Raw genomic sequence first — 25,503 nt, 5'->3', positions numbered from 1 at the left:
AGCGAGTGGGCGTCAGGCTGCGAATCAAGACAGGGTGGAAATCGCGCGGCGATAACGCTGTTCCAACGTCTCCCGGTTGGTTGCCGTTACTTCCAGATCGCGCAGTCGGCCATCCTGAATGCCGTACACCCAACCGTGGATCGTAACTTTCTGTCCACGTTTCCATGCGGACTGCATGATGGTGGAGTGGCCGAGGTTATAAACCTGCTCGACAACGTTGATTTCACAGAGCGTATTCAGGCGCTGTTCGGGAGGCAATTCCCCCAGCAGCGAACTATGCTTGTACCACAAATCACGGATATGCAGCAGCCAGTTGTTAATCAAACCCAGTTCCGGGTTTTCCACCGCCGCCTGAACACCGCCACAGCCGTAGTGGCCGCAGATGATGATGTGTTCGACTTCGAGAACTTCGACAGCATATTGCACGACGGACAGGCAATTGAGGTCGGTGTGGATAACCAGATTTGCGACGTTGCGGTGAACAAACAGTTCACCAGGCTCAAGGCTGGTCAGACTTTCCGCAGGCACGCGACTGTCCGAGCATCCAATCCATAGAAAACGGGGACGTTGCGCCTGCGCCAGGCGTTCAAAATAGCCAGGGTCCTCTTCCACCATCGTTTTAGACCAAAGCTGGTTATTGGCGATGAGCGTTTCAATTTCTTTCATGAAAGTAAATGACCTGTAACAAACAAGGGGCAGTGAGGAGTAATATAAGGCAACATGCGTCGTTTGAAAAACGATAGTTTATACTCGTCATACTTCAAGTTGCATGTGCGTTGGCTGCGTTCACTCACCCGAATCACTTACCTGAGTAAGCTCATCGGGATTCCTTCTCTTGCCGCCTTCCTGAAACTTGAATTATTTAGAGTATTTATTTGTCACACTTCGAATCTGTAGAACTCACTGATAATAAGGCAATCCATTTCTTATGACATATGCACTGGAACTGGCGCAACTAACCAAAACTTATTCGGGAGGCGTCAAGGCGTTACGGGGAATCGACCTGAACGTGGAAGCGGGGGATTTCTATGCGCTGCTGGGGCCGAATGGCGCAGGAAAATCCACTACGATTGGGATTATCAGCTCGTTGGTGAACAAAACCGCTGGTAAAGTTCGCGTCTTCGGCTATGACCTTGAGCTGGATAAAGTGAATGCGAAACGCCAGTTGGGACTGGTTCCGCAGGAATTTAACTTCAATCCGTTTGAAACGGTATTACAGATTGTCGTTAATCAGGCAGGCTACTATGGCGTGAAACGTCAGGATGCGTTGCAGCGTGCCGAAAAATACCTGAAACAGCTGGATTTGTGGGAAAAACGCAGCGAAAAAGCAATGATGTTGTCGGGGGGGATGAAACGCCGCCTGATGATTGCCCGTGCGTTAATGCATGAACCTAAGTTGCTGATTCTTGATGAACCAACGGCGGGTGTGGATATCGAATTGCGTCGTTCCATGTGGGGCTTTTTGAAAGAGCTAAATGCGCAGGGCACCACGATTATTCTGACGACGCACTATCTGGAAGAAGCGGAAATGCTGTGCCGTAATATCGGGATCATTCAGCGGGGGGAATTGGTGGAAAATACCTCGATGAAGCAGCTGCTTGCTCAACTGAAGTCCGAAACGTTTATTTTCGATCTGGCGGCAAAAAGCCCGCTACCACAGCTTGAAGGTTATGCGTTCCGCCTGATGGATACGTCAACGCTGGAAGTGGATGTGATGCGCGAGCAAGGCTTGAACGCGCTATTCAGCCAGCTAAGCGCGCAGGGGATAACAATATTAAGTATGCGTAATAAAGCTAACCGGTTGGAAGAGCTGTTTGTCACGTTGGTTAATGGGGACGGCGTGAACGGTAAGGGAGAAAAGGCATGATGCGTTTGTATTGGGTGGCGCTACAGAGTATCTGGGTTAAAGAAGTGACCCGTTTTGGCCGTATATGGATTCAGACGCTGGTGCCACCCGTGATCACCATGACGCTGTATTTTATTATTTTCGGCAACTTGATCGGTTCACGTATCGGGGAAATGCACGGTTTTACCTACATGCAGTTTATCGTGCCGGGTCTGATCATGATGGCGGTGATTACTAACGCCTATGCCAACGTAGCTTCTTCCTTTTTCAGCGCCAAGTTTCAGCGCAATATTGAAGAACTGCTGGTTGCGCCGGTGCCAACACACGTGATCATTGCGGGCTATATTGGTGGGGGGATCGCGCGCGGTCTGTGCGTCGGGGTTCTGGTCACTGCGGTGTCGCTGTTCTTCGTTCCGCTGCATGTTCATGCCTGGTGGATCATCGTTCTAACGCTGCTACTGACTGCAACGCTGTTCTCGCTGGCGGGATTACTGAATGCGGTGTTTGCGAAAACCTTTGATGATATCAGTTTGATTCCGACGTTTGTGCTGACGCCTCTGACCTATTTGGGCGGGGTATTTTACTCGCTGACGCTGTTGCCGCCGTTCTGGCAGGCTGTTTCCAAGCTGAACCCTGTGGTGTACATGATCAGCGGTTTCCGCTACGGCTTCCTCGGGATTCAGGATGTGCCACTGCTGTTCACCATGTCGGTACTGATTGCCTTTATCGTGGTGTTTTATCTGCTTGTCTGGTGGCTGATTGAGCGGGGACGTGGGCTGCGGACGTAGTGTATAAATGAGAAGGCGGAGTGACCACCGTGTTAGCCTTTTGGCAGACTAATCTAAGAAGTGAAAACGGTAGTAATGGAATAGAAGAGTGAAGCGTCCGCGCCAGGGATGGCGCGGCTCGAGCTTACAGGGAGGTACTTGCAGCGTCTTTACGATCTATCCATTACTACCGCTCGGTTTCGTCATAAATTTGGCGATCAGGCGACCTGAACCGGAATCGCTTTGGCCTGACGTTGCAGCTCGTTTTCGCCAGAAAAATAGGCAACCTTAGGGCTGTGGCTTCTGGCCTGTTCGTCCGACATCTGCACATAGGAACAGATAATCAGCTTGTCACCCACGCACGCGCAGCGAGCGGCGGCACCGTTCACAGAGATAATGCGTGAACCTCTTTCGCCTGCAATGGCGTAGGTGGAGAAACGCTGGCCGTTATCAACGTTGTAGATATCAATCGCTTCGTATTCCAGAATGCCTGCGGCATCCATAAAATCCTGATCGATGGCGCAAGAGCCTTCATAGTGCAAGTCAGCCTGAGTCACTCTGACCCGGTGCAGCTTGCCTTGCAGCATGGTACGTATCATCGCTTTGTTACCTCGGTTCATACAGTCAAATCGACCTGGTGGTTATCAATCAATCTGGCCTTGCCTAACCAGGCAGCCATCAAAATCACTGCACGCGTGCTGGCAGTGCTCAGCGGTTGCAGCGTATCAGCATCGCGGATAAACAGTTCATCAGGCGTAAAGCCCGCTTCGCGCAATTTATCTGCCGTGTGTTCCAGCAAGGTATCGATCTGGCGATCGCCGTTGTCCAACTGCGCTGAAAGTGCCATCATCAACTGATACAGCGTCGGTGCCAGCTGGCGCTCTTCAGCACTGAGATAGCCATTACGCGAACTCAATGCCAAACCGTCTTTTGCTCGTACGATAGGGACGCCAATGATATCAATGTCATAGCCCATATCGCGGACAAGCTGCCGAATCAGCGCTAACTGCTGGTAATCCTTCTCGCCGAAGCAGGCCAAATCCGGCTGTACCAGATTGAACAGCTTGCTAACGATGGTGGCCACGCCGCGGAAATGACCGGGGCGGCTAGCGCCTTCCAACATAGAAGACAACCTAGGCACATCGACAAACGTTTGCGACTCCAACCCATTTGGGTATATCACATCCGGGCTCGGTGCGAAAACCAGATCGGCACCACGGCGGTTTAATTTCTCGCAATCTTCCTGCAACGTCCGGGGGTAGCGGGCTAAATCATCTGGCCGCTCAAACTGCATGGGATTGACAAAAACGCTGACAATAACGATATCGGCGCGTGCTTTGGCTTCATCGACCAGCGTCATGTGCCCGTCGTGCAAATTGCCCATAGTGGGAACCAAAGCTATGCGTTTCCCTTCCTGACGCCAGCGACGAACTTCGCGGCGCAGCAGCAGAGGGGTTTCGATTATTAACACACCCATACTCCCAAAAATAGCCTGATTAATGAAATGCTCGTTCTTTAATGAAACGACATTTCTCAATGAAATGAATGTCTCAATGAAATGAATGTTCTTCGGCCGGGTAGATACCCTGTTCGACTTCTTGTGCATACAACCGCACTGCTGCGCGGATATCGCCACCGCTTTGCGCCAGAAAGTTCTTGGCAAACTTAGGCGTGTTGTCGCCGGTAATGCCAAAGGCATCATGCATGACCAGAATCTGCCCATCGGTAACATTGCCTGCGCCAATGCCGATGACAGGAATTGACAGCGCGTCCGTTACGCGTTTAGCCAGTGCGACAGGTACGCATTCCAGCACAAGTAACTGTGCTCCGGCTTCTTCAAGTGCGAGTGCATCGGCCAGCAGTTGATTAGCGTCGCTTTCGCTTCGCCCCTGAATTTTATAACCACCGAAGATGTTAACGGATTGCGGCGTCAGGCCCAGATGACCGCAAACCGGCACGGCACGTTCAGTCAGCATTTTTACCGTTGGGGCAAGCCAACTTCCGCCTTCCAGTTTCACCATATTCGCACCGGCACGCATCAGCTCTGCCGCCTGACTGAATGTTTGTTCCGGCGTGGCGTAGGTCATAAATGGCATATCGGAGAGAACCAGAGCCAGCGGAGCACCACGGCGGACGCACTGAGTATGGTAAACGATGTCGTTTGTAGTCACGGGCAAGGTGGAATCGTGACCTTGTACGGTCATTCCCAGAGAGTCACCCACCAGCATCACACGAATGCCTTGTTCAAAAAACAAACGAGAGAAGCTGGCGTCGTAAGCTGTTATCGTAGCGAATTTTCGCTGCTCTTGTTTCCATTGGCGCAAGTGGGAGATAGTCGTCGGTTTCATGACGGTCTTCCTATGTCAATAGGGCGAAGAATTGAGGGGAACATTCTAATGTAAGCCGACGTGTAGCGATATACCCACTATGCTTCAATCTGCTTGTATGTTGGCTTTATTGTGGCTCAGGTAGGAGTGTTGTCGTCCCACAATGTCAGACCGTTGCGATCGACATGGGTTAGCCGTTGCACGAGCGTTTCGCCGTCGGGGAATGCCAGATCAGGGGCAATTTCCGCGAGCGGGTAGAGCATGAATTCACGATTTTTCATATCGTAATGCGGCACCGTCAGACGTTCTGTCTGGATCGTGGCATCACCAAACAGCAGAATATCCAGATCCAACGTGCGCGGGCCCCAGCGGTGTGCTTTACGTTCGCGACCTTGTTCCAGCTCAATAGCCTGTGTGCAATCGAGCAATGATTCGGCAGCTAATGCGGTTTCCAGCTCAACGACGGCATTAAGATAATCCGGTTGATCCTGTGGGCCGAGCGGGCGACTACGATAAAATGAGGAGCAGCGAATGACGCGAGTCTGTGGAATCGCATCCAGCGCTGCCAGTGCGGCGCGTACCTGCAGCAAAGGCTGGGCAAGATTGCTGCCCAGCGCCAGATACACGCGTGCCATCAGGCTTGATCCCTGCGTGCCGTCGTCGGTTTACGTGGGCGACGAGGACGGGAGCGACGATGTGGTGTCGGGCCGTCATCCAGCGATCTCAGCATGGTTTGTTGGCGTGGCGGTGCTGCAACCTGGAATTCCCCCCACCATTGAGCCAGACGCAGCAGCTCCTGATGGTTTTCGATTTCGGCGCGTAGGCAAAGCAGGTCATACGCAGCACGGAATTTAGGATGTTCCATTAGCTTATAAGCACGCTTACCCTGACGGCGAGACAGACGCGTTTGCAGTTGCCAGATATCGCGGACTAACGAGGTAATACGCTTAGGGATCGCCAGAGAACGGCACTGTTCGTCCAGTACATCGTTCATTGCCAGCGAGAATGCATCGAAGTAGGCCAGACCACTTTCCTGAGCCAGCTTTTGTGCATGCTCGATCAGCGGATACCACAGCATGGCGGAGAACAAAAATGCCGGATTCACCCGCATGTCGTTTTGCAAACGCTTATCGGTGTTTTTCAACACTTGAGCAACCATGCGCTCCAGCGTGGAATCGCCGTTTGGTGTGAAATGACGGCTCAGCAGCGGGAAAAGCGGCTGGAACAGCTGGTATTCACACAGCATTTTATAGGTTGGATAGCCATAGCCCGATTGAAGCAGCTTCAGCGATTCTTCAAACATACGTGCTGCGGGAATATCGTGCAGCAATGAAGCCAGACGAGGAATCGGTTCGGCGGTTTCTGGGCTGACGGTCATGTTCAGCTTGGCGGCGAAACGAACGGCACGCAGCATGCGCACCGGATCTTCACGATAGCGCGTTTCGGGATCGCCGATCATACGGATGACACCCTGACGCAGATCGTTCAGGCCATTGGTATAATCGCGTACGCTGAAATCAGCAATGCTGTAGTAGAGACTATTGATTGAGAAATCGCGGCGTTGGGCGTCTTCTTCAACCGATCCAAAAATGTTGTCGCGCAGCAGCATGCCACTCTGAGCCTGCTGAGAAGAGTTTTTAGTTTCTTGCTGCTCTTGATGCTGATCGTGGTGACCACGGAACGTGGCAACTTCAATCACCTCTGGCCCGAACATGATATGTGCGAGACGGAAACGACGCCCAACTAAACGACAGTTGCGGAATAACTTACGCACCTGATCGGGCGTGGCGTTAGTGGTGATATCAAAATCTTTCGGCTTTTTGCCCAGCAGCAGATCGCGTACGCCGCCGCCAACCAGATAAGCCTCGTAGCCCGCTTTGTTCAGGCGATAAAGTACTTTCAGCGCGTTATCGCTGATGTCGCTGCGTGAAATTGTATGTTGGTCACGCGGGATCACCGTCAGATGCTGACGCGGTTCCTCTGATTCGACCATTTCGTTCTCACGATTCAGTACTTTACGACAAAAATTAGCAACTCGGGAAAAGATAATACACCTCGATAGTGATGGATAAATCAACAGCACAGCATTGGCGTCGCCCCCCAAAGGGGCGGCTAAGGATGGCGCGCCACGAAAAATAGCGGCTAATCATAGCTCACCAATGCCCCTTTGAGAATGCTGATGTGATCGCGGACGCGTTTATTGCCGCCTGCAACGGGATGGTATCCAGGGACCAGTGCGCCACAGACCATGCCAGAAGCGCGGAAAGCGTCATATCCTGGCCATTTTCTGGCAGTGGTTGATGCAAAAATTGCAGTGCGGCAAGCAGCACAGGACGCGGATCGCCGTTCGGTAGTGAAGGGGCGTGATTTTGTTTGGAAAGCTTATTTCCCTCGAGATTCAGCACCAGCGGCAGATGAACGTAGGTGGGGATCGTGTAGCCCAATTGGCGATAGAGCGAGATTTGACGAACGGTTGGTTCGATAAGATCGGCACCGCGTACGATCTCGGTAATTCCCTGATCGTTATCATCGATCACCACGGCTAGATTGTAGGCAAAAAGTCCATCGCGGCGGTGGATAATAAAATCTTCCCGAGCGAGGGCGTTATCGGCATACAGATCGCCACGTAATTTATCGTGAAAATGAAATACCGGCGTCGCCTGGCGCAGACGGAGCGCGGCGTTATCGGCGGGCAGGTTGCGCGTTCGGCAATAGCCATCATAGTGCCCACCTAGCTGCTGAATACGGCTACGCGTACAGGTGCAGTAATAGCTCATTCCCTGCTGTTGAAGCTGTTGAAGGATCTCACGGTAACGCGCATGCCGCTGTGACTGGTAAACCACACCGCCGTCCCAGTGCAAACCGTAGTGTTCTAATTGCGCGAGTATGCGAGAAGCGGCCCCGGGGATTTCCCGCGGAGGATCGATGTCTTCAATACGTACTAGCCAGCGCCCTTGTTGAGAACGAGCCTGAAGATAACTACCCAGTGCGGCGATCAATGAGCCAAAATGCAGGTCACCAGAGGGAGAAGGAGCAAAGCGCCCGATATAACGGTCGGTTTCAGAAATGCGAGTAGCTTCAGAAAAACTATTTTTTCCGGTAAAACAATCGGTTCCAGACATAAGAGGTTGGTGCTATCTCGTCAGCGTTTTATCCAGACAGAAGATAGAGTGATGAATATCATTCATCAGCGGTACATGATCCGAAGACGGCCCCTGCGAGTGGCAGGAGCCGATTTTAGACAGGATATTATCCTGCCATTTGCTTTTCGCGTATCTCTGCCAGCGTTTTGCAGTCGATACACAGATCGGCAGTCGGACGAGCTTCCAGACGGCGAATGCCAATCTCGACGCCACAGGATTCGCAGAATCCGAAGTCCTCATCTTCGATTTTCACCAGCGTTTTGGCGATTTTCTTAATCAGCTTACGCTCACGGTCACGGTTACGCAGCTCGAGACTGAACTCTTCTTCCTGCGCCGCGCGATCCACGGGATCGGGAAAATTAGCGGCTTCATCGCGCATGTGCGATACAGTCCGATCCACTTCATCCATGAGTTGGTTGCGCCATGCTTCAAGAATACGCTTGAAATGAGCCAGCTGAGCGTCGTTCATATACTCTTCGCCCGGCTTCTCTTGGTACGGCTCTACTCCGGCAATTGCGAGAATGCTCAGAGAAGATGTCTTACGATTTTGCCCTTCTTGCATGTTGCTTCTCCTACATAACACGACACGCATAATACCCTTTTATGCAGTGAAGTTGCGGCGTTGTCGACCAGAACTTCAGCTATCTGGGTATATCGGCCCCCAAAGGGGGGAAAAAACAGGCCGCTATAAATAGCAGATGAAGATGGGGTTGGCAATGCTTCCTGACACCGGCCTGATAAAGTGTGAGGAACAACCTGCTTACATTAAATAATAAACAATGTGTTACGCCTTGGGTGGTGCGTTCGGCGTGTTATGCAATGCTTGTGCTTCATCCCAACAACGGTAGCTTATGCGTCAACGTAATACCGTCAGGGCATAATGTGGAGCCGTAACATAAAATTTCAACCCCTGCCCGCTGTGCTTCGATAAATAATTCCGCATACCGTGAATCAATATGCCGGGCAGGAGAAACCTGCTGGATTCCTGAATGGAGAACGGCGAAAAAAAGGACGGCGCGTTTTCCATTGGAAACCATCTGTTGCAGCTCACGCAGATGCTTTTGCCCTCTGAGTGTAACCGCATCGGGAAAGTAACCACATTCATGTTGCAATAATGTGACAGATTTCACCTCAATATAGCAGTCAATCTTGTCTGGCGCCTGTAAAAGCAGGTCGATTCGGCTGTTTTCCGTACCGTATTTCACTTCCGTTTTTACATCAGAGTAGCCTGCTAGCTCTTCTATGCGATTCTCTAATAAGGCTTCGTGCAATAATGTGTTGGCACGCAGAGTATTGACACAAATCCAGTCATTTTGTTGTGTTTCAGTCAGTTCCCAACTTTGCGGATACTTACGTTTAAGGTTCTCGGACGTTGAATACCACACGGTATCACCGGGTGTGGCACAGCCCGTCATGGCACCGGTATTGGCACAGTGCAACGTAAACGTCTCGCCTTCCGGCGTCACGACATCGGCCAAAAAGCGTTTGTAACGTTTAATTAAGCGAGCAGGTTGTAAGCGTGGGGTGTAGTTCATGCGTATCCTGTTTTATTCGTTTATACCCGTCATACTTCAAGCTGCTTGTGCGTTGGCAATACTCGGCTCGGTTCTGAGCCTCGCCCTGAAGGGCCGCCGCAAGCGGCGTTCAAATCGGCTAAGCCGATTTGTCCTTACTTACCCCAGTCACTTACTTGTGTAAGCTCCTGGGGATGAAATGAGAGACATCCTGTCTCTCACCGAAGGCCAGCCGTTGGCTGGTCAAATTCGTTCCCGACGAATTTGTCGCTCGGTTGCCGCGTTACAAGGCTATAAATGAGCCTTGCCCTAAAGGGTCAACGCAGAGCGTTGTTCAAAACGCTAACGTTTTGTCATGCAACTCGAATTATTTAGGGTATATCTAACTTAATGAATGACCAGCTTTCCAGCTTTTGATAGCGGGTTTTACCGTTATCGAAAAGAGACTGGTAAAGGGAAAAGTGCGTCATGTCGGTCTGCCAACTGAACGTCGCGGGGGGAATCGCCACGGGACGAGTCGCGCCGCGCAATAGCGTAATGTGTGGATGAAAAGGTAATGATGTTTGATAGCAGCCGTTGCGTGCAGCTTGAGAACGCAGCAGTTCCGCGAGCTGTAACAATCCACGCGGTGCTCGGCGGCAGCCTAGCCAGACAACACCGGGACGCGGCCAATGTCCAGCGTCATTTAGCGTGAGGGTAAACGCGGGCTGGCGGATTCTGCCTGCTAAGGCCTGTAAGACCTGCGCTTTTTGCTCACTCACATCGCCTAAAAACGCCAGCGTCAGATGGAGGTTGGCCGCCGCGATCGGACGGCCCGCGTCCAGAGGGAAGTGTTCGGCACGCCAGCGGATAATTTCTTGCTGTGTGGTTTCCGGCAATGATAAGGCAAAAAACAGGCGGCGGGGGGCTGGCATGGTGCACTCTCTTGTTCTGATTCCATCCGATGCTACATTCATCCAGATGCTACAATGCTCGCCGCTGAAAGTTAACCTTATACGGAGATGTCTGTGATTTTACCGCCCGTCAGCGCCGTGCTGGATGATGTGATAACGGCGCTACATACCGCGCCTCAGGTGCTGCTCAATGCCCCAACGGGGGCGGGGAAATCAACCTGGCTGCCGTTGCAATTACTGCAACAGGGCAATTTGAACGGGCGCATCATCATGCTGGAACCGCGCCGTCTGGCGGCGAAGAGTGTTGCCTGGCGGTTGGCACAGCAGCTAGGTGAAGAGCCAGGGCAAACGATAGGCTATCGGATGCGCTCAGAAACCTGCGTGAGTAGTGCAACGAAGCTGGAAGTTTTCACCGAAGGCATGCTAACCCGTTTGCTGCAACAGGATGCGGAACTGCAAGGTGTAGCGCTAATCATCCTTGATGAATTCCATGAGCGCAGCGTGCAGGCCGATCTGGCATTGGCGCTGCTGCTGGATGTGCAACAGGGGCTGCGTGACGATTTAAAACTGCTGATTATGTCCGCCACGCTCGACAATGCGCGGCTGTCAGCGCTGTTGCCGGAAGCCGTTTGCGTGGTTTCCGAAGGCCGTAGTTATCCGGTCGAGCGGTGCTATGCGCCGCTAAATAGTCAGGAGCGTTTGGAAGACGGCGTTGCGCGACAGGTACGGCGGTTACTCAATGAAGAAGACGGTTCGCTGCTGCTGTTTTTACCTGGCGTCGCAGAGATTCGCCGCGTGCAGGCGCTGCTGGAAAATGGCGTGTCGAGCGAGACGGATCTCTGTCCTTTATATGGCGCATTGACGCTGGCGGAACAGCAAAAGGCCATTCTGCCTGCGGAGCCGGGCCGGCGTAAGGTGGTATTAGCCACTAATATCGCTGAAACCAGCCTGACAATTGAAGGTATCCGGCTGGTGGTGGACAGCGGTCTTGAGCGTGTAGCCAGCTTTGATGTGAAAAGCGGCGTCACTCGGCTGGTAACACAGCGCATCAGCCAAGCCTCGATGGTGCAGCGCGCGGGGCGTGCGGGGCGTTTAAGTCCCGGTATTTGCTGGCACCTGTGCTCTCGCGAACAGGCAGAACGTGCTGCGGCACAAAGTGAAGCCGAGATCCTGAATAGCGACTTAAGCAGCGTCTGGCTGGATTTATTACAGTGGGGTTGTACCGATGTAGCGCAGCTGACCTGGTTGGATTTGCCACCGGCTCCTGCGCTTTATGCTGCGCGACACCTGCTGCGCCAGCTTGGTATTACGGATGAGCAGGATAGGTTGACTACCGAAGGGCGTAAGATCGCCGCGTTAGGCAGCGATGCCCGTTTGGCAACCCTGCTGTATGCCGCATCACAGCAAGGTCCGGACGCGTTGGCTACCGCAGGGTGCCTGGCGGCGATACTTGAAGAGCCACCGCGTAGCGGATCGATTAATCTGGCTGACTGGCTGCATCGCCCGCTCCCTCATTGGTTGCGGCGAGCAAAACAGCTGACGCGCCGTTTATCGACGACTTCGGGGCATATTGACGGCGGCGAAGCCGACTGGCTGCTGGCACTGGCTTTCCCTGATCGTATCGCACGACGGCGCAGTCAGGATGGGCGCTACCAGCTTGCTAACGGTAGCGGCGCGATGATGTCGGCTGATGAAGCGTTGTCAGGTAACGAATGGCTGCTGGCACCTTCGCTATTACAAAATAGCCAGAGCGCAGATGCGCGGATTCTATTGGCGTTGCCGCTGGATATTGAACGGCTGGAGCGGCGGTTACCCGGATTAATAAATGAGCGTAACGTGGTGCACTGGGACGAAGAAAAGGGTACTCTGCGCGCCAGCCAGCGCGACCAGATTGGTTGCCTGACTCTGCGAACGCGCCCGTTGAACAAGCCTTCTGACGAGGCATTACAGCAGGCGATGCTATCCTGGATTCGGGAGCAGGGGCTTAAAGCATTGAATTGGGACGCTGCGGCGTTGCAGTTACGTGCTCGCTTACAGTGCGCTTGTCAGTGGTTGCCTGAGGTTGACTGGCCGCGAGTGGATGATGACAGGCTGCTGGCAACGTTGGAAATCTGGTTACAGCCGTCACTGTCTGGCGTGCGCGATTTACGTGCACTACACCAGATTAATTTGAGCGACGCGCTGCTGCGATTGCTGGATTGGTCGCTGCGTCAGCGACTGAATAACGCGTTGCCCACGCATTACACCGCGCCTGGCGGTAGCCGTTTGCCCATTGCCTATTATGACGATAAGCCACCGGTACTGTCGGTACGGATGCAGGAAATGTTCGGCGAGCAGCAGAGCCCGCTGCTGGCAGAAGGTCGTGTGGCGCTGGTACTGGAGCTTTTATCACCCGCACAGCGTCCACTACAGATTACGCGCGATTTAGCGGCCTTCTGGCAAGGGACATACCGCGACGTGCAAAAAGAGATGAAGGGGCGTTATCCCAAGCATGTCTGGCCGGATGATCCGGCGAATACGGCGCCGACGAGGCGTACCAAGAAATATCAGAATCACTAATTTCAGACGTTTCCGCTTTCCCAAAAAGGGGGCTGGAAACAGAGTAGGCGGCTTGAGCGCAAAGCTGATAGCCGTGAACAACCTGATGGAGAAGTTATTGTAATGTCTCGGGATGACCGCGAACCTATCGGACGCAAAGGGAAAGCGCCAAAACGTAAGCCTGAACGCAAGCAGGCCATACGACGTCGCAGGGATGACGACTATGATGATGACTATGACGATTATCAGGACGACTATGACGACGATGATGATTACGATGGCGATGACGCGATGACGCGGAAATCACAGAGAAGACGGCGCTGGCTGGGGCTGGCGATCAAGCTGTTCCTGATCTTTGCCGTGGCGATGGCGATCTACGGTGTATACCTCGATAGCCAGATCCGCAGCCGTATTGAAGGCAAAGTCTGGCAATTGCCCGCCGCTGTTTATGGCCGCATGGTCAACCTTGAGCCCGGCATGGCTTATAGCCAAAAAGAGATGATTAGCCTGCTGGAAGGTATGCAATACCGTCAGGTGAGTCGCATTACCCGTCCGGGTGAATTCAGCGTGCGTGGTAACAGCATTGATATGTTGCGCCGCCCGTTTGATTTCCCTGATGGAAAAGAAGGGCAGATTCAGGCGCGCCTGACGTTTGCCAACGATCGTTTGTCACAGATCCAGAATCTGGACAACCAGCGTAATTTCGGCTTCTTCCGTCTCGATCCGAAACTGATCACTATGATGCAGTCGCCGAATGGCGAACAGCGCCTGTTTGTGCCGCGTGCCGGTTTCCCCGATCTGTTAGTGGATACGCTGGTGGCGACTGAAGACCGCCATTTTTATGAACACGATGGCATCAGCCTGTACTCGATTGGCCGTGCGTTTTTAGCCAATATCACCGCAGGACGCGCAGTGCAGGGCGGAAGTACGCTGACGCAGCAGTTGGTGAAGAACCTGTTCCTGACCAACGAACGTTCGCTGTGGCGTAAAGCCAACGAAGCCTATATGGCGCTGATCATGGATTATCGCTACAGCAAGGATCGCATCCTTGAGCTGTATCTTAACGAGGTGTATCTCGGTCAGAGCGGTAACGATCAGATCCGCGGTTTCCCGCTTGCCAGCCTGTATTACTTTGGCCGTCCGGTGAATGAGCTGAGTCTCGATCAGCAGGCGCTGCTGGTGGGGATGGTGAAAGGGGCATCGCTGTACAACCCATGGCGTAACCCAGATATTACGTTAGAGCGACGCAATCTGGTGCTGCGACTATTGCAGAATCAGCAGGTCATTGATGCCGATCTGTACAACATGCTGAGTGCGCGTCCGCTGGGCGTGCAGCCGAAAGGCGGCGTAATCAGTCCTCAGCCCGCGTTTATGCAGATGGTGCGTCAGGAATTGCAACAGCGACTTGGCGACAAGGTTAACGATCTCTCCGGCGTGAAGGTCTTCACCACGCTCGATCCGGTCTCGCAGGATGCGGCGGAAAAAGCGGTGGAAGTCGGCGTGCCGGCACTGCGTGCAGGGCGTAACGTCAGCGATCTGGAAGCCGCGATGGTGATTGTCGATCGTTTCAGTGGCGAAGTCCGCGCGATGGTTGGCGGTGCTCAAACGCAGTACGCTGGGTTTAACCGTGCGCTACAGGCGCGTCGCCCTGTCGGATCGCTGGCGAAGCCGCCGACTTACCTGACGGCATTGAGCCAGCCGGACACCTATCGTCTGAATACCCTGTTGGCGGATGAGCCGCTGTCGATCAAGCAGCCTAACGGACAACTGTGGCAGCCGAAGAACTACGATCGTGAATTCCGTGGTCGCGTCATGTTAGTCGATGCGTTGGCAAACTCGCTGAACGTCCCGACCGTCAATCTGGGGATGGCCGTAGGGCTGGATCAGGTCACGGCAACCTTGAAGCGTTTAGGTATCCCCGAAAACGTCATTCAGACTGTACCAGCGATGCTGTTGGGTGCGATCAGCCTAACGCCGATGGAAGTGGCGCAGGAATACCAGACGATCGCCAGCGGCGGCAACCGTGCCCCACTTTCCTCACTGCGTTCGGTGATTGCGGAAGATGGTACGGTGCTGTATCAGAGCTTCCCGCAGGCTGAACGCGCGGTTCCTGCGCAGGCGGCCTATCTGACGCTATACGGCATGCAGCAAGTGGTTGAGCGCGGTACATCGCGTTCGCTGGCGGTGAAATTCCCGAATTATCATCTGGCGGCGAAAACCGGTACCACTAATGACCTGCGTGACAGCTGGTTTGCTGGGATTGATGGTAAAGAAGTGGCGATTAGCTGGGTAGGGCGTGATAACAACGGTCCGGCCAAGCTGACGGGGGCGAACGGGGCGCTGACGATCTATCGTCGCTATCTGGAAAACCAAACGCCGCTGCCGTTGATGCTGACGCCGCCGGAAGGTATTACGACGATGACAGTGGATGCCAGCGGGAACTTTATCTGCAACGGCAGCAGCGCTGGACGCGTCTTGCCGGTCTGGACGGATAACCCGCAGGCGCTGTGTCAGAGTAGTCAGCCGCAGCCTTCAGCACAGCAAAACCAGCAAAACGGAGAAGGTGTCGCTGACTGGATCAAAGAAATGTTTGGTCAATAAATTCTTCTCACTGCCCCTGGTTAATCTATTGTCTCTTATAGACAAAGGCAGGGGTATCACGTGTTTTGTCGTTATCCGGCGTAAAAAATTATGCTGAGGAGATAGCAGGCTTAGGATGAGCCGCATGGACGCGGCTCAAGCTTGCGCCATGTCGGGAGCGTGTCGCAAGCGGTCCTCTAAGCCTGATACCGACGAAGGCACCGCTTTAGCGGCATAATTTCCGCCAAAAGCCGGGGTTCATAGGGGGCTGGCGTAGCCCCCTATGTCGGGCGCGTGCTACGACGTAACATGAAGATAACAATGTTCGAAGCGCACGAAATCGCCTCAATAGTGATATAAAATGTACCTAATAGGCTGAATTTGTGGGGATTTTTTTCTCTACTATTTTGGGGCGAGCACCACATCCTGCCTGATACCGCTTTTCCTGCCATGCTAACCGATGCCAATAGGTAAAAGTCTTGCGATTGGTATTCCGTTGCGCCTATCATGCTGCCTTTATCGTAATCATTATCGTTCTCTTTTAGCTTGATCGTTATGGGTCTGGTTCGATAGTTACGGGAATAGCGATCGCCGCTTATCTCCTTTCCGTCCGTGACATTAAAAATCAAAAGCGCTATGCAAAATCAAACTGTACTGCCTGATACCACCTTCAGACTGGACGACGTCAGCTTTTCCGTCGCCGGACGCACGCTGCTACACCCGCTCTCTATCACGTTCCCCGTCGGGAAAGTCTGTGGTCTGATTGGACACAACGGCTCAGGCAAATCGACATTGCTGAAAATTTTGGGACGTCACCAGCCCGCCAGCAGCGGAACGGCATTGTTGGGAGAACAGGCGATCGGAAGCTGGGACAGCAAATTGTTCGCCCGTCAGGTGGCTTATTTACCACAGCAGCTTCCCGCTGCTGAAGGGATGACCGTGCGTGAGTTGGTTGCTGTGGGGCGCTACCCGTGGCATGGCGCATTAGGCCGTTTCGGCAGCGCCGATCGGGAAAAGGTCGAAGAAGCCATCACGCTCGTTGGGCTAAAGCCATTTGCTAACCGTCTGGTGGATAGCCTGTCCGGCGGCGAACGGCAGCGAGCCTGGCTGGCGATGACGGTGGCGCAAGATAGCCGCTGCCTGCTGTTGGATGAGCCGACTTCCGCACTGGACATTGCGCATCAGGTTGAGGTCCTGGCGCTGATTCAGCGCATGAGCCACGAGCGCGGTATTACCGTGATTGCAGTGCTACATGATATCAATATGGCTGCCCGCTATTGCGATCATTTGGTGGCGCTGCGCGGTGGTAAAATGATTGCACAAGGCGAGCCTGTCACGCTGATGCAAGGGGATGTACTGGAAAGTATCTACGGTATTCCCATGGGCATTCTGCCTCATCCGGCTGGTGGCGCACCGGTCAGCTTCGTTTGTTAACTCGGTTTACCTGCTAATGATGCCTGAATTGTTTTCTTCCCCGCGTTCTCCTGACCCGTTACGTCGTCGCTTGCTGACGGCGCTACTGCTGTCTCCGCTGGTTTATTCGGCGGCGAGTAGGGGAGCCACCGCTTCACGTCCTGATTTGAACCGCATTGTGGCGCTGGAATGGTTGCCCGTTGAATTGCTTCTGGCGTTAGGCATTACCCCCTTCGCGATTGCCGATAAGCATAATTATAACCTATGGGTGAAAGAGCCGGCATTGCCTGAGTCGGTGATTGATGTGGGGCTGCGCACCGAGCCTAACCTTGAATTGCTGACGCAGATTCGCCCGTCCATGATTCTTTATTCTGAAGGTTACGGCCCTTCGGTCGCGAAAATGTCCCGTATTTCTCCACTGCTGGGTTTTGGCTTCAGCAGCGAACAGGGGAAGCCGTTGACGTCGGCACAGGCATCAGTAATGAAGCTGGCTGACGCGCTAAATATGAAGGCCGCTGGAGAACGGCATCTGGCGGAGTTGGCGCAGTTTATCCAACAGGAAAAGATTACGCTTCAGCCATATACCGAGCGTCCCCTGCTGCTCATTACGCTGGTCGATAGCCGCCATGTGCTGGTGATTGGCAAGAACAGCCTTTTTCAGGAAGTGATGGATCATGTCGGGATAGAAAATGCCTGGCGCAGCGAAACCAGCTTCTGGGGCAGTACGATTGTGGGGATTGAAAGCCTGGCAGACGTCGGCGATGCCAACGTGCTCTGCTTCGAGCATGGCGATAGTGCCATCAGCGCACAGCTTGATAATAATCCGCTCTGGCAGGCCATGCCGTTTGTGCGTAACCAGCGTTTGCAACGTGTGCCTGCCGTCTGGCTGTATGGTGGAACGCTCTCGGCGATGCGCTTCTGCCACGTATTGAATCAGGCATTGGAGGCGAGAAAATATGCCTAATTCTCCGTCTGTCGCGCACAAGCGTGCTGTGCACCCGTTGGTGCTTCCCATTGTTTTAATTGGTTTTCTGCTGTTCGTGATTCTGGGCGTGGGCAGCTACAATTTGCAGCAGCAATTGCCTGTGTCGCAGTGGTTTGAGGCGCTGACGCAGCCTGCGTTGAACAACATGCAGCAGCTTCTGTTCCACTACAGTTTGCTGCCGCGCATGGTGTTGGCGCCGCTGATTGGCGCTGGGTTGGGGCTGTGCGGTGTGCTGTTCCAGCAGGTCTTGCGCAATCCGCTGGCTGAGCCGTCAACGCTGGGGATTGCCACGGGGGCACAGCTAGGCATTACGGTAGTCACGCTGTGGGCGCTGCCCGGCGGCGCAGTGATCCAGCAGGCCGCAGCGATGATGGGGGCACTGATGGTTGGCGCGTTAGTATTTGGCGTCGCCTGGGGCAAACGGTTATCGCCAGTGACGCTGATCTTGGCGGGGCTGGTGCTGAGTTTCTACTGTAGCGCGGTCAATCAACTGCTGGTGCTCTTCCATCATGAACAACTGCAAGGCTTATTCTTGTGGAGCAGCGGGGTACTGAACCAGCAGGACTGGAGCAATGTACAATTTGTTCTCCCGCGTCTCGCGGTGTGTTTCTGCCTGGCGCTGCTGCTGATTCGCCCGCTAACGCTGCTGGGACTGGATGATGGCGTTGCGCGTAATCTGGGGCTTGGGCTGTCGTTGGCACGTCTGAGTGCGCTTGGGTTGGGGATTTTTCTGTGTGCGCAGTTGGTGAATGCGGCGGGCATTATCGGTTTTATCGGCCTGTTTGCGCCGCTGCTGGCGAAAATGCTGGGTGCACGGCGTTTACTCCATCGTCTCTTATTAGCTCCGCTGCTGGGGGCGCTGCTGCTCGGTGTGACCGATCAGGGGGTTATCTGGCTGAGCCGGGTGTGGCTTGACGTGCCGACGGGCGCGGCGACCGCGCTGATTGGCGCGCCGCTGTTACTGTGGCTGCTGCCGCGCCTGCGTAATAGCGGTCAACCGGCGATGATCGACAATAACAGCACCCCGACGGCTGAGCGCAGTTTGTGGGGAACATGGCTGGTGCTTGGCATCGTGCTACTAGGAATGGTGGTTATCACGGCGCTGATGTTGGGGAAAGATGCCGAAGGTTGGCAGTGGGGCGGCGGTGAGGTGTTAACGCAGTTGCTCTCATGGCGTTGGCCTCGGGTTCTGGCGGCGCTGACCGCTGGAGTGATGCTGGCGGTGGCGGGAACGCTAATCCAGAAGCTGACAGGCAACCCGATGGGGAGTCCTGAAGTGCTGGGAATTAGCTCCGGTGCATCGTTTGGCGTCATTATTTTGTTGTTCTTCATCCCCGGCAATGCGTTCGTGTGGCTGCTTCCCGCCGGAAGTGCGGGCGCGGCGCTGACGTTGCTGGTCATGGTGATGATCGCCGGACGCGGTGGTTTCTCTACGCAGCGTATGCTGCTGGCGGGGATCGCACTGAGCATGGCGTTCACCACCGTCATTGCGCTGCTGCTGGCCAGTGGCGATCCGCGTATGGGCACCGTGCTGACCTGGCTGTCGGGATCAACCTATGCGGTTGAACCGACTGACGCGATACGCACGGCAGTGATTGCCGTTCTGCTATTATTGATTGTCCCGCTGTGCCAGCGCTGGCTGCGTATTCTGCCGCTGGGTACCACCACGGCCAGAGCGCTTGGCGTGGCCGTCATGCCGGTTCGTTTGCTGGTCTTGTTACTGGCATCGGTGCTGACCGCGATGGCAACCATGATGGTCGGGCCGATGAGTTTTGTGGGCCTGATGGCGCCGCATATGGCGCGGATGCTGGGCTTTAGCCGTGTGTTGCCGCAAATCGCTAGCTCTGCGCTGATTGGTGGCGCGCTGATGGTAATGGCAGACTGGTTTGGCCGGATGATCCTCTTTCCCGCACAGATTCCGGCAGGGTTGCTCGCGACATTTATTGGTGCACCTTACTTTGTGTATCTGCTACGCAAGCAGGTGAAATAACGCGAGCGTCGGCGGGAAGGTAAGCCCGCCGACGCCGTGTGATTAGCCTGAGAGGTGGATGGCTTCGACCAGCATCCAGAAGGTGGTGAGTACCAGAGAAAGCGCCATGATGCCGTTGAAGGCTTTCAGTTTCCACGGTTCCTGAAGATGTTTACCGATGCGATCGCCGAGCAGCGCCCAGACTAAAATACAGGGTAGATTGAGCGCCATAAAGGCGATTACCGTGGTGAAAAGGCCGCCGCTGGCGGCATAAAGCAGCGCGATGTTGCTGGACATCAGCCAGGCTTTCGGATTCACCGCCTGAAAGAGCGTCCCTTGCAGTACGGTCATCGGCTGTACTCGTCCTTGTAATTCCGGTGCCGATGAGCGCACGATTTTCCACGATAGCCACAGCAGATAGACGCACCCCAGCACGGTGAGCGGGAGGCGAATCATACTCATCCAGCTCAGCAGAAGCTCTAAGGCCACACCCATCAGCGCCGTTTGTATCCCACAGCCAACGGAAATGCCCATCATCATCGGCAACGTTCGACGCAGGCCAAAATTGACGCCTGAGGTCGCCAGCAGCAGATTATTGGGTCCCGGCGTGATGGACATGACGGTGACGTAGCTGAAAAAAGAAGGGTCGAGCATGGTGTTATCCTGATGATGGGGGAGAACACTATGGTAGGCAGAAAAAAGAAATGGTTACAGATACACAAAATGATTATTGTTATGGGTACAAAATGCATTAATTGTTAACTGTACTCATCGGCTGGCGGGGGAACTGTGTCCATTATCGACTCACAAGAAAGTACGCTCTATCAACAGCTCGCGGAAACCTTCGCCACGGCGATTCATCAAGGGACGTTAGCGCCGGGGAGCCGTCTGCCTTCTATTCGCCGCGTTGCCGGTTCGCATCAGGTGAGTGTGAATACGGTGCTGAACGCCTGGCGTATTCTCGAAGATCGCGGGTTGATCGAAGCACGGCCGCAGTCCGGCTATTTTGTGCGGGGGCGTCTGCCGTCGCTGACGGAAAGCAAACCTCACCGTGCGCAGGTGATTGTGCCGGGCAGTGAAAAACTGGATTTGATTGATACCGTATTTGCTGCCCAGACGCACCCTGACTACACCAATATTTCTCTGGCATGCCCGCAGCATGCCGATTTCTATCCTACCGAGAAGATTAGCCGTATTGCCGCTTCCTTGCTGCGGCGACAGCCTGAATTGATTGGTCGCTATGCGCTACCGCCGGGCAGTGAGCGGTTGCGGCGCGAAGTGGCACGGCGAGCGATGGATTTGGGGATGACATTGACCCGTGAGGACATCACGATCGCTCACGGCTGTATGGAGGCGTTACAGTTAGCGCTACGCGCGGTGACGCAGCCGGGCGACTGCGTGGGGTTGGAAACGCCAACCTATTTTTATCTCTTTCCTCTGCTCGCCAGTTTGGGATTGAAAACGGTGGAGATTCCGACCGATCCGCAGCGTGGGCTCGCGCTGGATGCGTTGGAGTTACTGTTATCAGAAAATCGCTTACAGGCGATTATCGCCATGCCAAACGCGCAGAATCCGCTAGGGTGCAGCATGACGCTGGCAGATAAAAAGCGGTTGGCAACGTTGGTGAACGATTATCAAGTACCGCTTATCGAAGATGGTTTGTACAGCGAACTTCAATTTACTTGGCCGCTGTCGCCGACGGTGAAAGCCTTCGACCGTGAAGGCTGGGTGATTTACTGCTCCAGCTTCACGAAAACGCTGGCACCCGATTTTCGTATCGGCTGGATGGCGTCGGGGCGTTTTCGGGCAAAGGTGGCGCGACTGAAAGCGGTGTCGTCGATGGCGGAATCGGCGCTGTTATCAGAAACGCTGGCGCAGTTTCTGGAGTCCGGCGGTTACGATCATCATCTGCGCACGCTGCGCCGCCGCTATGCCGCGCAGATGGATGAGGCTCGCGGGCTGATCGCTCGACATTTCCCGCAGGGTACACGTGCAACGCAGCCGCAGGGCGGTTTTGTCTTCTGGCTGGAATTACCGGGCGGCGTGGATGGGGTGGAGTTATTTCATCGTCTGCTGCAAGAAAGAATTTGCGTCACGCCCGGTGAACTTTACACGCTGAGCGGCCGCTGTAAGCACGCGCTTCGGCTGTCTTGCTGCTACCCGTTTGATGAACGCTACACCTATGCGCTTAAGCGTGCTGGCGCACTGGCCTGTGAAATGAGCGGTATCGGGCCGGGTAGCACAGAATAGCGTTATGGCGTGCCGTTTCGTCCCCAGGTCAGGTAGCCTGCACGCTCGCTTAAGCGTTCATAGTAGGCGCGGACGGCAGGATAGTCTGTGTGTTCCAGCGGTGTTTCATACCAGCGATTGACCGATAGCCCGATGGGAATGTCGGCCAGCGTAAACGCTTGCCCTGCAACGTAGTGACCAGTCCGCTCCAATTGCTGGTTCAAAATGCCCATGGTGCGTGACCAAAGCGCGCAGGATTCTACCAATAGCTGCGGTTCCTGATGTGCGGGAGACTGGCGAACCAGCGACATAAAGGCGTAACGCCATGAGGGATTGAGCTCGGTGGCCTGCCAGTCGATCCATTGATCAACCGGGGCGCGACTACGCGGCTCCTGTGGGTAGAGCCAGCTTCCGTCTTTCGCGTTAGCGAGATAGCGTAAAATCGCGTTCGATTCCCACATGACGAAATCGTCGTCCTGAATAACCGGTATCATGGCATTGGGGTTAAGGGCCAAAAATTCCGGTGACTGCGGTGACTTATAGCCGTCGCCCCAGTCTTCGCGCTGAAAAGGAATTGCCAATTCGTCACACAGCCACAGCACTTTCCGAACGTTGATCGACGACGTGCGTCCTAGAACCTTTAACATGACTTCTCCGCTATTTTCAGGCAAGTAGACTTACTCATAACCAATTTGAGAGGGCTTGTCATTCTCAAATGAGCATCCTGATGAAAAAATGTAAGGCGGGGGAGGGGCTGTTATTGAGCAGCCATGGCGCCACTGAGTGACGCCATGGTGTACGCGTTCGCGTTATAGGCGTGAGAAGCAGAGCTGTGCTGCTTCGATGGTGCGTTCGATATCTTGCGGTGCATGTGCCAGCGACATAAAGCCTGCTTCAAACGCGGACGGCGCGAGATAGATCCCTTCTTCCAGCATCATGTGGAAGAACAGCTTAAAGCGCTCGACGTCGCACTTCATCACATCTTGATAGCTTGTGACGCTGTCAGCATCAGTAAAGAACAGGCCGAACATGCCGCCCGCCTGATTCACTACCAGCGGAATGTTTTCGGCTTTCGCGGCAGCCAGCAGGCCATCAGCTAGCTGATTGGTCAATGCGGTGAGCTTTTCATGTACGCCGGGTTTCGCGACTTCAGTTAAACAGGCAAAGCCGGCGGCCATGGCGATGGGGTTGCCAGACAGCGTTCCCGCCTGATAAACCGGGCCGGTCGGTGCCAGTGCTTGCATGACTTCACGCTTACCGCCGAATGCGCCGACTGGCATGCCGCCGCCGATAATTTTTCCCAGACAGGTCAGATCCGGCACTACGCCGTAGTGTGACTGTGCACCTGCCAGTGCAACACGGAAGCCGGTCATCACTTCATCGATGATGAACAGTGCACCAAACTCGTCACACAAGGCGCGTAGGCCGGGAAGAAAATCTGGCAGCGGTGGAACGCAGTTCATGTTGCCCGCGACGGGCTCGACGATAATCGCGGCGATCTCATCAGGGTATTGTTCAAATGCGGCGCGAACGGATGGCAGATCGTTATAGACGCAGGTCAGCGTATGGCGGGCGAAATCGGCCGGAACGCCGGGAGAGTTCGGTTGACCCAGCGTCAGCGCGCCGGAACCGGCTTTTACCAGCAGGCAGTCGGCGTGACCATGGTAGCAGCCTTCAAATTTGATGATTTTATCGCGACCCGTGTAACCTCGTGCCAGACGGATTGCGCTCATGGTGGCTTCTGTACCGGAGTTGACCATCCGTACCATATCCATACTGGGCACCAACGAGGTGACCAGACGTGCCATTTGCACTTCCATCTCGGTAGGCGCGCCAAAACTCAGACCGCGCTCTGCGGCAGCAATCACAGCATCACGAATCGCCGGATGGTTGTGACCCAGCACCATCGGACCCCACGATCCCACGTAATCAATATACGCTTGCTCATCGGCGTCGTAGAGGTAGGCACCGTCTGCTCGTTCGATGAACAGTGGCGTGCCGCCGACGCCGTTAAAAGCACGAACGGGTGAGTTCACACCGCCGGGAATAAGTTGCTGTGCCGCAGCATACAGGCTTTCAGATTTGTTCATTACGCGGTCCTGACTGGTCTTGATCGTAAAATGTAGGGGTATTCTAATGAACTGACCGCCGTTATGAAATCGCTGTACGGGGTTTCACTTGAAAACACACCGCGCCATACCCACAGAGAGTACTGGCTGTGGGGGAGAGGAGGCGGCATAATGCGGCGATTATTTCAACAGCTGCTGTCAAATCTTGAACGTTTTCGCAGACTGCCGGATAATAAGCGTATGAATATGGGTCTATCACCTGATAAGCCCTGAGTTGGGAGTAAAAATATGAGCGACGATATAGCAGCACTGCCTCTGCAATTTACCGATGCGGCGGCAAGTAAGGTGAAAAACCTGATTGCTGATGAAGAAAACCCAGAGCTGAAACTGCGCGTATATATCACGGGCGGCGGCTGTAGCGGTTTCCAGTATGGTTTTACCTTTGATGATCAAATCAACGACGGCGACATGACCATTGAGAAACAGGGCGTGGCGCTGGTGGTTGACCCGATGAGCCTGCAATATCTGGTGGGTGGTGCGGTCGATTATACAGAAGGATTGGAAGGTTCTCGCTTCATCGTGACGAATCCGAATGCGAAATCTACCTGCGGCTGTGGTTCCTCTTTCAGCGTCTGATTGCGTATTGCGGTTATTCACCGACGAAAAAATAAAAACCGTGTCTTATTGAGACACGGTTTTTTTATAGCAGACATTTTTTATAGCAGACAATAAGCCTTTCACAGAAGCGTTAAAAAAATACGCTCCGTGTTTTACCGTGGTTACCATTCGACCGTAATCAAACGTGTTTCCGTACCCTGCGTCGTTTTTGTCGCGGAGGTCGAAAATTTTGCCTGATCGATCTGAATACGTGACTCAGTAATTTTAGGTTGAGGTACAGACGCTACGTTACAGTTCATTTGATATTGACCGGATTGCGGCGTGACGCCACACGACGGTAATATCGTCAATTGGGCATTAATTTGCCCGCCCTGACTCCCTGCATATGCCGTGCTACAGGCCGCCATCAATAGGCCCGCGTAAAGCAACGCACTTTTCATGTTTAAAGCTACCTGGTGTAAAGGAACCGATATCGGTTCAAAATTTTTATTTACTGCATATTGCTTTGGCTTTATCGCCGAGTGGTAATCAACACCTTTTATTGATGTCTATGACTCCACTCTTACGCTCAGATTATCGGCAAATATTGGCGAAATAAAAGCCTGCTAGTGT

General features: G+C 54.0%; 23 protein-coding genes. 9 read left to right on the top strand and 14 right to left on the bottom strand.

Going from position 1 to position 25,503, the window contains the following annotated elements; genetic code table 11:
* Positions 1–24: 24 nt before the first annotated feature.
* A complete protein-coding gene (gene can / locus E2566_RS15960) occupies positions 25–666 on the bottom strand; it encodes a carbonate dehydratase (protein ID WP_005969011.1) in 642 nt (213 codons plus the stop codon).
* A 262-nt stretch (positions 667–928) separates the two neighbouring features.
* On the opposite strand from can, the gene E2566_RS15955 reads away from it, so the two are divergent.
* Together E2566_RS15955 and E2566_RS15950 are read left to right on the top strand one after the other, a co-directional pair.
* The gene (locus E2566_RS15955) at positions 929–1,867 is read left to right on the top strand and encodes an ABC transporter ATP-binding protein (RefSeq protein ID WP_107168750.1); all 939 of its coding nucleotides are present in this window, start codon (positions 929–931) and stop codon (positions 1,865–1,867) included.
* Positions 1,864–2,634, top strand: coding sequence for an ABC transporter permease (locus E2566_RS15950; RefSeq protein ID WP_107168749.1), 771 nt, complete (start codon positions 1,864–1,866; stop codon positions 2,632–2,634). Before E2566_RS15955 ends, E2566_RS15950 begins: the two co-directional genes overlap by 4 nt.
* A 197-nt stretch (positions 2,635–2,831) precedes the next feature.
* Here the strand turns inward: E2566_RS15950 and panD are convergent, their stop codons facing one another.
* The 9 genes from panD to thpR all read right to left on the bottom strand — a co-directional run bounded on the left by panD (position 2,832) and on the right by thpR (position 10,511).
* A complete protein-coding gene (panD, locus tag E2566_RS15945; protein WP_107168754.1) occupies positions 2,832–3,212 on the bottom strand; it encodes an aspartate 1-decarboxylase in 381 nt (126 codons plus the stop codon).
* Between the two features lie 17 nt (positions 3,213–3,229).
* Entirely contained in the window at positions 3,230–4,084 is an 855-nt protein-coding gene (gene panC / locus E2566_RS15940) for a pantoate--beta-alanine ligase (RefSeq protein WP_107168753.1), read from the bottom strand.
* Between the two features lie 79 nt (positions 4,085–4,163).
* Positions 4,164–4,961 (bottom strand): 3-methyl-2-oxobutanoate hydroxymethyltransferase, encoded by a 798-nt coding sequence (gene panB, locus E2566_RS15935; RefSeq protein ID WP_107168748.1) that lies wholly within the window; start codon positions 4,959–4,961, stop codon positions 4,164–4,166.
* Positions 4,962–5,077: 116 nt separating this feature from the next.
* A complete protein-coding gene (gene folK / locus E2566_RS15930; RefSeq protein WP_107168747.1) occupies positions 5,078–5,575 on the bottom strand; it encodes a 2-amino-4-hydroxy-6-hydroxymethyldihydropteridine diphosphokinase in 498 nt (165 codons plus the stop codon).
* On the bottom strand, positions 5,575–6,987 hold the full coding sequence (gene pcnB / locus E2566_RS15925; protein ID WP_205942465.1) for a polynucleotide adenylyltransferase PcnB: 1,413 nt from the start codon (positions 6,985–6,987) through the stop codon (positions 5,575–5,577). The genes folK and pcnB overlap by 1 nt, the downstream gene beginning before the upstream one ends.
* Before the next feature lie 106 nt (positions 6,988–7,093).
* Positions 7,094–8,062: a tRNA glutamyl-Q(34) synthetase GluQRS gene (gene gluQRS, locus E2566_RS15920; RefSeq protein WP_107168746.1), complete on the bottom strand. Its 969-nt coding sequence runs from the start codon at positions 8,060–8,062 to the stop codon at positions 7,094–7,096.
* A gap of 127 nt (positions 8,063–8,189) precedes the next feature.
* Positions 8,190–8,645 carry an RNA polymerase-binding protein DksA gene (gene dksA / locus E2566_RS15915; protein WP_005969032.1) on the bottom strand — a complete coding sequence of 152 codons (456 nt, stop codon included), beginning with the start codon at positions 8,643–8,645 and terminating at the stop codon, positions 8,190–8,192.
* Positions 8,646–8,913: 268 nt separating this feature from the next.
* A complete protein-coding gene (gene sfsA, locus E2566_RS15910; protein ID WP_107168745.1) occupies positions 8,914–9,618 on the bottom strand; it encodes a DNA/RNA nuclease SfsA in 705 nt (234 codons plus the stop codon).
* A gap of 350 nt (positions 9,619–9,968) precedes the next feature.
* The gene (gene thpR / locus E2566_RS15905; protein WP_107168744.1) at positions 9,969–10,511 is read right to left on the bottom strand and encodes an RNA 2',3'-cyclic phosphodiesterase; all 543 of its coding nucleotides are present in this window, start codon (positions 10,509–10,511) and stop codon (positions 9,969–9,971) included.
* Between the two features lie 93 nt (positions 10,512–10,604).
* On the opposite strand from thpR, the gene hrpB reads away from it, so the two are divergent.
* The 5 genes from hrpB to fhuB all read left to right on the top strand — a co-directional run bounded on the left by hrpB (position 10,605) and on the right by fhuB (position 19,996).
* Positions 10,605–13,049, top strand: a complete 2,445-nt coding sequence (hrpB, locus tag E2566_RS15900) for an ATP-dependent helicase HrpB (protein ID WP_107168751.1) — start codon at positions 10,605–10,607, stop codon at positions 13,047–13,049.
* A gap of 102 nt (positions 13,050–13,151) precedes the next feature.
* Positions 13,152–15,629 (top strand): bifunctional glycosyl transferase/transpeptidase, encoded by a 2,478-nt coding sequence (gene mrcB, locus E2566_RS15895; protein ID WP_107168743.1) that lies wholly within the window; start codon positions 13,152–13,154, stop codon positions 15,627–15,629.
* Positions 15,630–16,244: 615 nt separating this feature from the next.
* Positions 16,245–17,042: a Fe3+-hydroxamate ABC transporter ATP-binding protein FhuC gene (gene fhuC, locus E2566_RS15890; protein WP_107168742.1), complete on the top strand. Its 798-nt coding sequence runs from the start codon at positions 16,245–16,247 to the stop codon at positions 17,040–17,042.
* Positions 17,043–17,058: 16 nt separating this feature from the next.
* On the top strand, positions 17,059–17,985 hold the full coding sequence (gene fhuD, locus E2566_RS15885) for a Fe(3+)-hydroxamate ABC transporter substrate-binding protein FhuD (protein ID WP_107168741.1): 927 nt from the start codon (positions 17,059–17,061) through the stop codon (positions 17,983–17,985).
* The gene (gene fhuB / locus E2566_RS15880) at positions 17,978–19,996 is read left to right on the top strand and encodes a Fe(3+)-hydroxamate ABC transporter permease FhuB (RefSeq protein WP_107168740.1); all 2,019 of its coding nucleotides are present in this window, start codon (positions 17,978–17,980) and stop codon (positions 19,994–19,996) included. The genes fhuD and fhuB overlap by 8 nt, the downstream gene beginning before the upstream one ends.
* A gap of 42 nt (positions 19,997–20,038) precedes the next feature.
* Here fhuB and E2566_RS15875 read toward each other — a convergent pair whose 3' ends face one another.
* On the bottom strand, positions 20,039–20,629 hold the full coding sequence (locus tag E2566_RS15875; RefSeq protein WP_107168739.1) for a LysE family translocator: 591 nt from the start codon (positions 20,627–20,629) through the stop codon (positions 20,039–20,041).
* Positions 20,630–20,764: 135 nt separating this feature from the next.
* On the opposite strand from E2566_RS15875, the gene E2566_RS15870 reads away from it, so the two are divergent.
* Positions 20,765–22,225: an aminotransferase-like domain-containing protein gene (locus E2566_RS15870; RefSeq protein ID WP_107168738.1), complete on the top strand. Its 1,461-nt coding sequence runs from the start codon at positions 20,765–20,767 to the stop codon at positions 22,223–22,225.
* A gap of 2 nt (positions 22,226–22,227) precedes the next feature.
* Here E2566_RS15870 and E2566_RS15865 read toward each other — a convergent pair whose 3' ends face one another.
* Positions 22,228–22,851, bottom strand: a complete 624-nt coding sequence (locus tag E2566_RS15865) for a glutathione S-transferase family protein (protein ID WP_107168737.1) — start codon at positions 22,849–22,851, stop codon at positions 22,228–22,230.
* 162 nt (positions 22,852–23,013) lie between these two features.
* Complete coding sequence (gene hemL, locus E2566_RS15860) at positions 23,014–24,294, bottom strand: glutamate-1-semialdehyde 2,1-aminomutase (protein ID WP_107168736.1); 1,281 nt, start codon at positions 24,292–24,294, stop codon at positions 23,014–23,016.
* 267 nt (positions 24,295–24,561) lie between these two features.
* Between hemL and erpA the strand changes: the two genes are divergently transcribed.
* The gene (gene erpA, locus E2566_RS15855; protein WP_005969047.1) at positions 24,562–24,909 is read left to right on the top strand and encodes an iron-sulfur cluster insertion protein ErpA; all 348 of its coding nucleotides are present in this window, start codon (positions 24,562–24,564) and stop codon (positions 24,907–24,909) included.
* A gap of 143 nt (positions 24,910–25,052) precedes the next feature.
* Here the strand turns inward: erpA and E2566_RS15850 are convergent, their stop codons facing one another.
* Positions 25,053–25,331 (bottom strand): hypothetical protein, encoded by a 279-nt coding sequence (locus E2566_RS15850; protein ID WP_107168735.1) that lies wholly within the window; start codon positions 25,329–25,331, stop codon positions 25,053–25,055.
* Positions 25,332–25,503 lie beyond the last annotated feature (172 nt).

Source organism: Pectobacterium punjabense (assembly GCF_012427845.1).
Lineage (GTDB): Bacteria > Pseudomonadota > Gammaproteobacteria > Enterobacterales > Enterobacteriaceae > Pectobacterium > Pectobacterium punjabense.
The sequence above is the reverse complement of the archived record's forward strand: the minus strand, read 5'-3'. Positions and strand labels throughout refer to the sequence as shown.